Source organism: Pseudoalteromonas sp. P1-11, from assembly GCF_001399995.1.
In the GTDB taxonomy this organism is placed as follows: Bacteria; Pseudomonadota; Gammaproteobacteria; order Enterobacterales; family Alteromonadaceae; genus Pseudoalteromonas; species Pseudoalteromonas atlantica.
Genome location: NZ_LJSP01000004.1, coordinates 374,024 through 386,740, shown reverse-complemented (window position 1 = coordinate 386,740; position 12,717 = coordinate 374,024). Strand labels below are relative to the sequence as shown.

At 37.5% G+C, this 12,717-nt stretch carries 12 protein-coding genes; 5 read left to right on the top strand and 7 right to left on the bottom strand.

The features are described 5' to 3' along the window. Positions 1–110: 110 nt before the first annotated feature. Together AN390_RS09935 and AN390_RS09930 are read right to left on the bottom strand one after the other, a co-directional pair. Positions 111–1,310 carry a sodium:proton antiporter gene (locus tag AN390_RS09935; protein ID WP_004586308.1) on the bottom strand — a complete coding sequence of 400 codons (1,200 nt, stop codon included), beginning with the start codon at positions 1,308–1,310 and terminating at the stop codon, positions 111–113. Beyond that, positions 1,310–2,521, bottom strand: a complete 1,212-nt coding sequence (locus AN390_RS09930; RefSeq protein ID WP_054981980.1) for a tyrosine-type recombinase/integrase — start codon at positions 2,519–2,521, stop codon at positions 1,310–1,312. Before AN390_RS09930 ends, AN390_RS09935 begins: the two co-directional genes overlap by 1 nt. Positions 2,522–2,658: 137 nt before the next feature. Between AN390_RS09930 and AN390_RS09925 the strand changes: the two genes are divergently transcribed. Together AN390_RS09925 and AN390_RS09920 are read left to right on the top strand one after the other, a co-directional pair. Next, positions 2,659–3,222: a YSC84-related protein gene (locus AN390_RS09925; protein WP_055019010.1), complete on the top strand. Its 564-nt coding sequence runs from the start codon at positions 2,659–2,661 to the stop codon at positions 3,220–3,222. A 169-nt stretch (positions 3,223–3,391) separates the two neighbouring features. Beyond that, complete coding sequence (locus AN390_RS09920; RefSeq protein WP_055254214.1) at positions 3,392–4,369, top strand: hypothetical protein; 978 nt, start codon at positions 3,392–3,394, stop codon at positions 4,367–4,369. Here AN390_RS09920 and AN390_RS09915 read toward each other — a convergent pair. From AN390_RS09915 to AN390_RS09900, 4 genes are all read right to left on the bottom strand, one after another. After that, positions 4,362–5,393: a patatin-like phospholipase family protein gene (locus tag AN390_RS09915; protein WP_055254213.1), complete on the bottom strand. Its 1,032-nt coding sequence runs from the start codon at positions 5,391–5,393 to the stop codon at positions 4,362–4,364. The genes AN390_RS09920 and AN390_RS09915 overlap by 8 nt on opposite strands. A 139-nt stretch (positions 5,394–5,532) precedes the next feature. Further along, positions 5,533–6,939, bottom strand: a complete 1,407-nt coding sequence (locus tag AN390_RS09910; RefSeq protein WP_004586317.1) for a sodium:alanine symporter family protein — start codon at positions 6,937–6,939, stop codon at positions 5,533–5,535. 126 nt (positions 6,940–7,065) lie between these two features. Continuing rightward, entirely contained in the window at positions 7,066–7,977 is a 912-nt protein-coding gene (gene ctlX, locus AN390_RS09905) for a citrulline utilization hydrolase CtlX (RefSeq protein ID WP_055254211.1), read from the bottom strand. Then, complete coding sequence (locus AN390_RS09900; protein ID WP_055254209.1) at positions 7,974–9,056, bottom strand: ornithine cyclodeaminase; 1,083 nt, start codon at positions 9,054–9,056, stop codon at positions 7,974–7,976. The genes ctlX and AN390_RS09900 overlap by 4 nt, the downstream gene beginning before the upstream one ends. Positions 9,057–9,223: 167 nt before the next feature. Between AN390_RS09900 and AN390_RS09895 the strand changes: the two genes are divergently transcribed. The 3 genes from AN390_RS09895 to AN390_RS09885 all read left to right on the top strand — a co-directional run bounded on the left by AN390_RS09895 (position 9,224) and on the right by AN390_RS09885 (position 11,454). Continuing rightward, positions 9,224–9,655, top strand: a complete 432-nt coding sequence (locus tag AN390_RS09895; RefSeq protein ID WP_055254207.1) for an Lrp/AsnC family transcriptional regulator — start codon at positions 9,224–9,226, stop codon at positions 9,653–9,655. A 74-nt stretch (positions 9,656–9,729) separates the two neighbouring features. Next, positions 9,730–10,440 carry an AraC family transcriptional regulator gene (locus tag AN390_RS09890; protein ID WP_055254205.1) on the top strand — a complete coding sequence of 237 codons (711 nt, stop codon included), beginning with the start codon at positions 9,730–9,732 and terminating at the stop codon, positions 10,438–10,440. A gap of 150 nt (positions 10,441–10,590) precedes the next feature. Then, complete coding sequence (locus AN390_RS09885; protein WP_055254203.1) at positions 10,591–11,454, top strand: DMT family transporter; 864 nt, start codon at positions 10,591–10,593, stop codon at positions 11,452–11,454. Between the two features lie 67 nt (positions 11,455–11,521). Here the strand turns inward: AN390_RS09885 and AN390_RS09880 are convergent, their stop codons facing one another. Then, on the bottom strand, positions 11,522–12,517 hold the full coding sequence (locus AN390_RS09880; protein WP_029772994.1) for a patatin family protein: 996 nt from the start codon (positions 12,515–12,517) through the stop codon (positions 11,522–11,524). Positions 12,518–12,717: the final 200 nt, after the last annotated feature.

The window sequence follows — 12,717 nt, the reverse complement described above, 5'->3', positions numbered from 1 at the left end:
AATAAGTTACGCCTTTTTTATTAATACCAATTAGCTTCATCAAGTGATCTATTTTAAAGCTAAAAAACGTGTTCATAGCAAAACAATAGATTCGCTAATTTTTATAAACGCTATTTAGATTTTTTAACAAAGCTATCTGCAATTGGCTTTGTACTTATACCATGTATAAACACGCTAAATAAAATAGTGGTCATTGCAATAGTGGCAATATCGTATTTATTTTCTATTTGCGTGTCTATTACCATTAAAGTAAAAACAATAGACGCCAAACCGCGTGGCCCAAACCATGCAAAAGTAAAACGTTCCTTCCAATTAAGTGCTGTAAATTGTAGCGATAACATAACCGGAATTATTCTAATTAATGTTGTGCTTAATAAGGCATACACAATTATATTTGTATTTAATTTCGGAATTACTAAATACGCACAAACAAATCCAAATAAACACCAAATCATTAACGATGTAAAATCAGCTATGTGCTCTGAATCCTCTATTAGCTCAGCGCGAATGTCAGTTTTAGAAAATTTATCAAATAACAAACCCGCTATAAACACCGCTATAAACCCGCTGCCATGAAAATATTGTGTGATAGAAAACACCGCCATCGCAAAACCTAAAAGTAAAAATGGGCTGGTGCTTTTTGCAAAGTAATGGCGCTGCATTGCAAAATTTAAAGCCGGAATAAATATCGCTATAGAAAAACCAGCAATCAATAATGCTAAGCCAAGCTCTCTTGAAAACACACCTAATGTATGTGAAGCAGTAATAGCAGAGTCAGGGTTTTTAGCTAATAAAATAAAAATTAAAAATACTGGTACACATAAGCCATCGTTTAATCCGCTCTCGGTATTTATACCTTCCCTAATTTTTTCGGGCACTTGTGTACTTTGCAATAACCCTTTACTCAAAGCGGCATCGGTTGGTGTAAGTATAATTGCCAGCAGTGCGGATTGAATTAACGACAACTCTGCAAATAAAAATAAGCTAACACCAATTCCGCACAATAAAGTTAAGGGTAGGGCAACGAATAATAATAGGCTAGGGTATTGAAAACTATGCCTCAATACACCTAACTTAGATTTAGCCGCATCAGAAAATAAAAATATACTTAGCGTAAGCTCTATCAGTGGTAATAAATAATCTATTCCTGTTTTTAATTTTTCGCCTTCATTAGGAAGTAAAAACGCCAAAAACATGCCGCCAATAACAAAAAACATAGGGCCTGTTATTTCTGTGCGCTCTAACTGCCTTATTGAAATTGAATAAACTAAAAATAAAAAACCAATAAATGCTATTACTAAGTATTCCATTAAATTTTCCTTTTAACGCCTGATTTTGCTCGCTCTTTAATATTTGTTTGAATATAAATTTGATCGGTTGTCGCAATTTTAGAATGGCCTAAATCTTCCGATAAATGTTTTAGCGGTCTAGTTTGCGCATCATGTGTTGCACCCGTGTGGCGAAGCCAATGGGCAGTGGCTGCTTCAAGTTGTTCTGCATCATCTTTAAACCCGTCATCAAGTAACGATTGCTGAGCTAAATCAAAACTTTGCTGCACTAAACGTCTAATTTGCCTAACGGTCATCCCACCTTGGCCCCGAATTTTATGCACCAATGGCTCAGATTCATCAACGCGAGGTAGGGCGGGTAACCCTCTGTATAATCGGTAACGTTTTAAATACTCAACAAAATCATCACTTAACGTAACATCTCGTAGCTTATTACCTTTGCCCATAATACGTAAAAACCAAAAGCCATCATTATCTTGCCAAAAGTGTGACATAACTGGCGACCACTGCGGGCGCTCTGATAATTCTGATATACGTAAATATAGCCCTTTTAAACACGCGAGCGTAAATAGGTTACGTTCAAGCTCTGGTTTTTTTTCACATAAATCGCGTGTTACGCCAAATACATATTCCCATTGTATGTCACTTAAAGTGTCTGGGATCTGAATTTGAGATTGAACTACCAAATAGGGGCTATTTTTTTTCACTACAGGCACAAAGTTAGCAAACGTTTTTTCTTCTAAAATAGAAAACTTATAAAATACATTTAGCGCAGTAAACATAGCCGCTAATGTTTGCTGGCTCGCAATTGACTCTTTTAATATAAAAGGGCGCCAATTTTGATTTAATCGACGAATACCTTGTTCATCTTTGTAACGCCATTGCACCGAAGTTGATGCCCACTTTTTATCTGGCTCAGCCATAAAATCAACATACGCTTCAATGTCTTCGCGCTTTAAACTAAATACAGATTTTTCGGCAATTAGCCAAGACCACAAATAAAATCGTTCAAGCTCATTACGAAAACGATTAAATGTTGCCTCAGATTTTCGGCCGTACACATATAAAAATTGGTATAAAAATTTAAGATCGTCCTTTGATTCAGTTACAGTCAAGCCAACTTGCTGTATAAAGGATGCAAGTTCTGGGTATTCTGAGTTTAGAGTACCGTCGTCAAGATGAGCAATTTGGTATCTTAATTGTTTTAACGTATCAACTAAAGCAACAAGCATAATGTATAAATATTCAATAAAATAATAGACTTACAGCTTAACGTTAAAGTCCGATACTGTCTAGTATTGGACATAGTGAAAGTGTATTTATTTATACATAGTTGTGTATTGGTATGAATCTTATTAAGGAAAGTTTTATGAAAAAATTTATAGTGTTAGGCCTACTTACAATAAGTGTATTACTAACAGGTTGCGCTACTACAGGTAGTGCTTCGCCTAGCGAAAAGCGCGCTTTAGTACAAAGCATGAAAAACAATACCCTCGACAAATTATACGCACAAAAACCCGATGTTAAAAAACAAATTGCCAATTCTGCCGGTTACGCCGTATTTGATAACGCAAACGTAAATGTAGTTTTAGCTAGTTTTGGTGGCGGGTACGGTGTAGTAAAAAATAACTTAACGGGTAAATCAACCTACATGAATATGGGTGAAGCCGGTTTAGGGCTTGGTTTAGGCGTTAAAGATTTTAACGTTGTTATGGTTTTTCATAACCAAGCGGCAGTAAATAGATTTATTGAACACGGTTGGGCCTTCGGCGGAAACGCAGATGCAGCAGCAAAATACGAAGATAAAGGTGGAGCACTGGTTGCAGAAGCCATTGCCGACCAAGTTACCGTATATTCTTTAACCGAAAATGGCCTTGCACTTCAAGCAGTATTAAAAGGCACTAAATTTTGGGTAGATTCTGAGCTAAATTAACACCTAATTACTCTCCTAAAAGCGGGCTGGTTTGTATAATCACGCTCGCTTTCTTATAAACTAGTTAATTTAACATAACGTAATTTATGGGTTATTACTTAAAATAGACTTCTTTCTCAATTCCTATAATATAATACTAATTAAATCGCCTTCTAACTCCTGTAGCCATATGACTCTAATTGATAAAAGTAAAAAGCATCACTTTTTATCTCAAGCTGAGCAAAAGTTAAATGCTATTAACCCTAATGCTTGTAATAATTCAAATATGAAAATTTACAGTTTTAGTATTAAAGATAGAAATAATTATGAGCTTTCTCTAGGGAATAAAAAAGGTATAAAGATAAGCAACAACTTAAAAGATATAGATATTTTCAGCTTTGATATTTTGGATAATTCTCTTAGGTACAATTTCGAATCTTTATTTTATAAATACGAATCAGAGATACTGCAAAATACAAATTCATTACTTAAAAAGATATCTGAGGGTAATAGAAACGTCTCTATAGAAATTACTAACATATTTTTTACCAAATTTTTAAACTTCATAAGAAACCCACATTCAATCAAAAAAGTTCTTAATACTTTTTCTGATTTAAAATACCTTCAACCTCTAGACCCAGTAGAAAATTCAAAGTTTCAAAAAATACTTACCGGTAACCAACCTCATTCAACATATATCTGTAATTTATATAGCATAACTAATAAAGAATATCAGGATTGGCTTTCAATCATTTTTCTTTTACTAAACCCTGTTAATAATTCTGGCAGAGTTTTAATTGAAGATGTTGTTAAAGACTTGTTCGAAAGTAAAAATAACTTTTTATTCGTTTATGTTTACACTTATTCAGAAAAGACTTGTGCCTTATCTGATCGAGGCTTTAGTGAGCCTATTGCTAATAAAAAATCAATAAATTTTGATTTCAACTTAAGTTCAAATAGCTTTATTCGCTATATTTTTTCAGACATAGATATTTTAACCTCGAAAGACATTATTGATGTTCATAAGCGTATGAAAAAGACTGTGATATATAGTCCAATCCATAATGATTTGAATATACTGAAAAATTATAATCAATGTGTCGCTTATCAATGTTTTAATAGGATATATAATTCTGAAAGAGAATGTTATGGTTTAACTATTACCTAATATTGCCTTTATTAAGCTTGTTATCAAACGCTTCAGCCAACTTTTCAGTTTCACTGAAAACGGTATTCCAATATTTAATACGTGTGTCTGCATCAAGATCTGTAAAGTCGTTTCTGTCTGGGATTTTTCCGTAAGGTAAACCGGCTATAAATTCTTTTGATGGGGTGATCATCACCACGTTATCGTAATTTTGTGGTGCCACTTTACGTTTTAAATTTTTATCAAACCACCCTGCTTTTGGCTCGCTATTAAAATGCGGATATAAAATTAAGCCTGGGTTATTAATTTTTAAATCAAAGTGGTAGTCAATTATTCCACCATCGCGATAAATACCGGGTGGCGAGCCTGCAATATTTTTTATGCCTTGCATAACAAGGGGTATAGAGCCCGATGCAAGTAAAGCATCTTTTAAATTTGTTTGGCTAAGTGGTATGTTTTGCGTTTTAAAATTATAACTGTCGGTTATTGATAAATTGCTGTTGGGTGCGCCAAAAATAAATCGCTCGTACTGCGAGCCTAATAATTTTCTGTTAACCCGATTAAGCATATAACTTTTTGATAAACCTAAAAGCTGGATTAATTTATTTTCACTGGCAATAAACCCATTAGATTTAGCCACTATAAAATGCGCTTTAAATACAGGGTTATTTATAATTTCGGTTACGCCATGCTCCCCAAATACATCATCTAATAATGCGCGGGCTTTTAGTGTAATTTCAGCTGGTGTTGGTTTATTACTAGAATAGCGGGTTTGCGAATACGATTTGGCTAAACGCTCAATGGCAGCAACGGGGTCGTTTTGTGCAAAACAGGCTGAACGAAATGCGCCAGCAGATGAACCAATTAAGTTAAGTGGTTGAGTTCGGTTTTTAAAAAACTCACCAAAAATATATTTGTCTAAGCCAAATAAAGTAAACCATTTAGGCCCGCCACTTGCCCCTAAAAAAGAGGTAAATAACTCGGGTTTAAAGCCTTGCTCGTTAATAATTTTTGCTGCTGTTTTACCTGCGTGAATGTCGATCATTAAATCAATTTACCTTGTTATTCTTATATTTTAGTGCTGTTCACACAATCTAAATTTGAATAATTATGCAAAATTAAAAAGCGGTTTTATGTTGCCATAAAACCGCTTTTTATCGTTAAAATTGCTTAAAATACGGGAATCAATCCCAAATGCCGCTTTCGCATTTACCCTGTACTTTTACATCTTTTACTTTAAATTCGGGCTCTATGCCTTTTTCTCTTTGTGTGTTGTAGTCGCGATTAACAGACAAAATAGTTGGCGTGAGCAATATAATAGCGATTACGTTAACCACTGTCATTAACCCTAATGCTATATCGGCTAAATCCCAGACTTCTTTTAGAGATGCCGATGCGCCCCACAGCATCATTGATAAATAAAGTAATGTATAAATTGTGCGCCCTACTTTGTTATCGAGCTTAAATAAATGCAGGTTACTTTCGGCGTAAGCATAGTTGGCCACTACCGAGGTAAAAGCAAATAAGGTTATGGCTGCAGCAACAAAGTACACACCGCCTTGTGCTAAATGTGCGGTCATGGCGCTTTGGGTTAAACGTATGCCTTCCATTTCGCCGCTTATATCTACATCGGCCAATAAAATAACTACCGCGGTACAGCTACAAAGCACAATTGTATCGAAAAACACGCCAAGCATTTGTATATACCCTTGTGTAACTGGGTGATTAGGCATTGGGCTTGCGCTTGCTGCAGCATGCGGCACACTACCTGCGCCGGCTTCGTTAGAATATAATCCGCGTTGTATACCGTTTTTAATGGCTGCGCCCATTGCTCCTGCGCCGGCTTCTTGTAAACCAAACGCTGATAAAAACACATCTTTAAGCATGGCAGGCACTTGCGGTAAATTCATAATCGTAATAATAACCGCCGCGGCTACAAATAATATGCCCATTAGTGGCACTACTCGCTCAGCAAAGCGGGCAATAGCTTTAAAGCCACCTAATATAATTGAGCCTGCTAATACGGTAATAACTAATCCAGAATAAAAGGTAGGTACTTGAAAAGCATAGTTAAGGGCGTCGGTTATGGTATTGGTTTGCATGGCACTAAAGGTAAAGCCATAACCTAAAAATAAACACGCGGCAAACACAATAGCAAAGGCACGACTGCCCAAACCTTGTTGAATATAATAGGCGGGGCCGCCTCTAAATTCGCCACTACTATCGCGTACTTTATACACTTGCCCTAATACACTTTCGGCAAAGCCGGTTGCCATGCCTAGTATGGCTATAACCCACATCCAAAATATGGCGCCGCTTCCGCCTAGCGAAATTGCAACAGCGACCCCGGCTAAATTACCTGTACCTACACGTGCACACAGGCCAGTACACAATGCTTGAAATGATGAAATGTCGTCTTTTTTACACTTGCTACTGCCTTTTAACAGGCTAAACATGTGTTTAAATTTTACTATTTGAATTGCTTTTAAACGTACCGAAAACCAAATACCTGCAAACAGTAGTATGTAGATTAGTATTTGGCCTTCTCCCCATAATAGGCCATTTACACTTTTTACTACGGTATCGAACATGGGCTAATCCTTTTGTATTTATTATGTTTTTACTCAGCGCGTAGTTGAGTAATTGGCATTTAATAATGCATGTTAGCCATAGATTAAGGCAGCTAAGCTGCCTTAGTATGTTGACTTAGTGGTAGGTTATTTACTTTGCAGGTGTATGCCAGCAATCATGCATCTAACCGAACCTCCCGCCGACTCTATGGTTGGTATAGGTAACGGAACAAGTTTAGCTGTTTTTTGTATTGCTGCTTTTTGCTCGGTTGTAAGTGCATTAAACGCCGTTTGTGAGAGTGCTAAAATACGACCATTTGTACCTTGTAGCTCTATTGCGTTGCCGCAAAAGCTACTTATTTGCTCATTAGATAAGTTTATTACTTCTAAATGGCTTTGTATAAAATGGCTAGTTAATTGTTTGTGCTGACTATTTGGCACCATATTTAAGCTGATCATGGCAAACTCTGTGGCTACACACATTAATACATTAGTATGATAAACCGCAGTACCTTGCTCATCGTAGGCGTTAAATACAACAGGTTTTAGCTTTAATTGCTCGCACACTGTATTAACCACGGTTTTAGTAGTGCGCTTAGATTCTACTGCATAAGCAAGCTTATGAGGGTGGTCGATAACAAGCGATCCTGTGCCTTCTAAGAATGCATTTTCTTTCGCTAAAAATGAATAATCAGTCACAGACAACACTTTATAGTGATTAGTCAAAAAATCAATAATATCTTTTCGATATTCTAACCTTCTGTTTTCTGCGTACATTGGGTACATAACTAGCTCGCCACTTTGATGGGTAGAAAACCAATTATTTGGAAACACAGAGTCGGGCGTGTGTGTATGTTCGTCTTCAAAAAGATGAACCGTTACGCCCTCGTTTTGTAATAATTTAACCGCATTAGTGACTTCGTCAAAGGCAAGCTGGCTCTGATTTTGTGAGTTACAGGTACTTTGAAACATGTTGTCTAACATGGTTTGTGGGTTAGATGTAAAGTGATGCGGGCGCACCATCACCACCGCTGTTGGGGCTTGCTTTATGTGGCTCATGCGACTTGCTCTTGCTTAGGTGTTTTTGATGGCTGTGTACTATTAAGTACCGAAAATAAATTACGTGGATCAGCTTGTTGTGTAATTAAATCAAGTAGTTCAAACTCACCCGCAGCCACCAGCGCGTCTTTAATATACACCAGCGCGGTAAAGTCTTCGCTTGCAAAGCCTACCCCATCAAAAATAGTAAGCTCGTTGTTACTTGTACGCCCAGGTGTTTGTTTATTAATTACTTTATGAAACTCTGTTACGGCAAAGGTTTCGCTCATTTGCTGTATTTCGCCCTCTATTCTGGTTTGCGGTTCGTACTCTACAAACACATTTGCGCGCGTTAATAATTGTGAATCAAGCTCTGTTTTACCAGGGCAATCCCCACCAATGGCATTTAAATGCACGCCCTGGGGGATCATATCGCTGGTTAAAATAGTGGCATTTTTTTTATCGGCTGTGCAGGTGGTAATAATGTGCGCGCCTTGTACGGCTTCTTCTGCGCTATTGCATAGAGTTACATTTAAGCCGTAACCACTTAAGTTGTTGTAGGCTTTTTGTGAGGCATTTTTATCAATATCGTATAAACGAATGTGAGTAATGCCTAATACGGCTTTAAAAGCTAATGCTTGAAACTCAGACTGTGCGCCATTACCAATTAATGTAAGCGTTGTTGAGTGCTTAGGCGCTAAATACTTTGCCACAAGCGCCGATGTAGCCGCTGTACGTAAGGCTGTTAGTAAGCACATTTCGCTGATCATAACCGGATAGCCGCTATCAACATCCGACAAAATACCAAATGCGGCCACGGTTTGAAGTTCCTTAAAGGTGTTTTTTGGATGACCATTTACATATTTACAGCTAAACATTTTACCGTCGCTTACGGGCATAAGCTCTATTACGCCATCAGGAGAGTGCGCCGCATAACGTGGCGATTTATCAAACTCATCCCAGCGAGCAAAGTCGTGTTCTAATCTTTGGGTAAGCTCAAGCAATACGTTTTCTATTCCGACTTTATTTATAAGTTTGGCCATAGCCTGTACGCTAACAAATGGAACACCTTGTTTAGGTTGTGCGATAAAATGACTCATAAATACCTCTTTAATGACTAAATAAATTAATTGAAATAAGTTTATAGGCCAGAGGTGTTACTTAAAATGCCAAAAGTTTATACAAATAATAGTATTTTTTAGCAAATTGCTATGCAATAAAGTACAGATTTAGTAATTTGTAATAAACACATAACCCAAGGCGTTTTATGACCCCTTACATTTACGACTCATTAGATAACGCATTAATAGCCGAATTACGAAAAGATGGCCGCGCTTCTATTTCAGCCCTAGCCGATGTTTTAAAGGTGTCGCGCGGGACAGTGCAAAATCGCTTAGACCGTTTAGTCTCATCGGGTGCTATATTAGGCTTTACGGTGCGTGTACACGAACACATAGAAACCGAAGCTGTAAGAGCAATAATGATGGTGGAAGTGGTGGGTAAATCTACATCGCAGGTAATTAAAACCATGCGCGGCATACCAGAGCTAACAAAGTTACATACAACCAACGGCGCTTGGGATTTAGTGGCTGAAATACAGGCGGCAAATTTAAGTGAGTTTGATGGCGTACTCAGGCAAGTACGCGAAATAGAAGGCATTTTAAATAGCGAAACCAGTATATTATTGTCATCTACTTAGGTTTATTAACGCTATGTTTTACTTAAAGTGTTTTGGGCAATACTCGGGTTCTGTATTAAGTATTGGAGTAGGTAATGAATAAGCTTTCTATTCGGTATTATTCGCAAGATATAAAGCGCCACCAGCACAATTACCATCAACTTGTTTTACCCCTACATGGGGAAATTTTTATAACGTTAAATAATGACTTTAAAACAACGGTGAGTACGGGCAGTTGTATCGTTATAGAGAAAAACGTAGTGCATGCCTTTACGGCCGATGAAGCCGCGCGTTTTATTGTGGCAGATTTAGACGCGCTCCCTGAAAACCTTATTAACCTTTTATGCCCTAAAATCTCAATAGATAGCCGTTTATTAAGTTACTTACAGTTTATAGAGCAGCAACTGCTCGTTGTTAGCGATGAAAAGCTTACTGATTCAACTTTTTATTTATTTTACTTATTACTTTGTGAGCAAAGCAGCCACAGTAATATTGATAAACGAATAGATAATGTAATAACCACTGTTAAGCAAAATTTAGCCTACCCCTACACGTTAAAAGAGCTGGCCGATATAGCCTGTTTAAGCGTTACACAATTTAAAACTGTGTTTAAAAAAAGTACCACTATGAGTGCGCTGCAATATTTAACTATGTTGCGAATGCAGCACGCGCGCGCCATTTTAACCCATTCAGATTTACCGATTGCTTTAGTAGGCGAGCGCATTGGTTATAACGATGCCTCTGCGTTTAGCCGCCGGTTTAATTTATATTTTGGACAGCCACCTAAAGCGTTTGCAAAGCATTAATATAGATGACCTAAACACGAGATAATAAAGCAAGCTCAAGCAGAGCGTAGGTTAAATAGCGTCAGAGCAAACAATAACACCGTCTTTTTAGCACATTTTTATAAACCTATATTGATACACTCAGTACATAGTATTTACGGAGGGTAATTTATGGCAACACACATAGGGTTTTTGGCAATATTTTCGTGGGGGCTTTTAGCATTACTGGGTAATTTAACCAAAGCGCTCCCGGCTTTTCAGTTACTTTTTATGTGCTTTGCACTTTCTTTTATTATTTTATTAGTAAAACGTTTTGCTACAAAACAGCCATTATTAACCCCTCCTAAACTTTCTAAAAAACAAATTGTAATAGGTGTTACCGGCTTATTTGGTTTTCACTTTTGTTATTTTATGGCTTTAAAATACGGCCCTTTAATAGAGGTAAGTTTAATTGTGTACCTTTGGCCATTATTACTGGGTGTATTTGTGGCTACCCCTGGGTCTAAATTTAAAGCAATATTGGGCGGATTATTGGGGTTTTTAGGCACGCTTAGTTTAATTACCGATGGCAGTGGGTTATCTATCAATAGTGAGTATTACTTAGGGTATTTTTTTGCAGGATGCTGCGCAGTATTGTGGTCTAGTTATTCTTATTTAATGTCGCAATTTAGTAGCCATGTAGATGACATAGGCTGGCTTTCACTTATTGTGGCTGTGCTTGCCCTATGTGCACATTTTTATTTTGAAACAACCGTTACTAGTCTGTCTGTTTCACAATGGTTAGGCGCTATTTTATTAGGATTAGGCCCAGTGGGAGGTGCATTTTATTTATGGGATTATGGTTTAAAATTTGGTAACCGCTCGCTATTAGCCTCGTTAAGTTTTTTAACGCCGGTGCTTTCTACTTTTATTTTAATACTCGCCTCGCAGGCTCCTTTTAGTTGGTCAGTGTTTTTTGCTTTAGCGCTTATTTTAATAGGTGCGGCGATTAGCAATAAAAAGCCATCGATAAGTTTAAAAAAAGCAGAGCTTTAATTTTGCCACGGCGCTTTACCAACGCTTAAACTTAAGGGGTAATTTAAGTTTAAGTGTTAATACACAGCTACATAGCGTAGCTGTGTGCGTAATCTACTATACGTGCGTTTTGGCTTTTTAAATAAGCGCGGCCTGCTTTTACACCTAGCTTATGATCAAAGCGTAAGTCGTCGTTTGAGCTACCTAATAATTTACTGTGCAGCTTTTCGTCTGCAAAAATTTGTATAATTTCTACATCACTAGGCGGGTTGGCAATAAACGTTAGCTCGTCTAGGTATGCTTGCTCGTGTTGAATCAAGTAATCAAGTGTTTTTGGGCAGTAGCCTGATGCACATGCAAATGTTCTAAGCTTTTGAACCCATGCTGTTTGCGCCTGAAAATGCTCATCAACGGTTCTAATTACTACGATTTTTCGTGCGCCACGGTTATAAGCTTCGCGTACAGGCAAGGGCGCAGCTAAGCCGCCATCTAAATAAAAATCTTCACTCGATTGCTCTGCAGCTAAATGCGCTTCGTTTGCCGCTTTTGTACCTAACCAAGGAGTAAGTTTAACGCCTTGTTTATACAAAAAAGGTAACGCGCTCGATGCTTTTAACAAATCGCGCCATTGCTTACCCTCGCCTGTAGGTGAAAGGTAATAGGCTTTTCTGTCGCGTGCATTGGTTGCCGTTATAAGCAGCTCTCGCTCGCCTAAGCTGGTTTTTGCTGTTTTAAAATCAAGAGCTCTGTTTACTTCGGTGGTTTTTTCAAAGTACCAGTCTAAATCAACAATGTGCTTGCCCATTAAACCACGCCCTAGTTGAAAAAAGCGTTTGTTACGAGAAAGCCCTCTAATTAAGCGTTTAGCGTAGCCTTTTTGACGTGCTAAATAGCTTGTTAAATTTTGCGAGCCGGCAGAGGTGCCAATAAATAAATCAAATGGGTCATAGTTTTGCTCTAACCATGCATCTAATACACCGGCAGTGAATATCCCTCGTTGTCCGCCACCTTCAGCTATCAGAGCAACTTTTGGCTGAGCTGTATGAGTAACTGAATTAGCCGATGCGGTTGTTAGAGCGTTCACGGTGTACCTTCCTTTAATTTAATGATGTTTGGTTAATAACTACATTGTAAAAAATAATAGTGATGTCTTAAAATTGATTGTTTACATCAGTTTGATTGAAAAAACAGAACGATAAATAATGCAAAATGGGCCTTATCCTTGGCAACCTAAATATGTTTAATTATCGAAATTGTTTGTTCAGACATCACTTAAAGTTAATA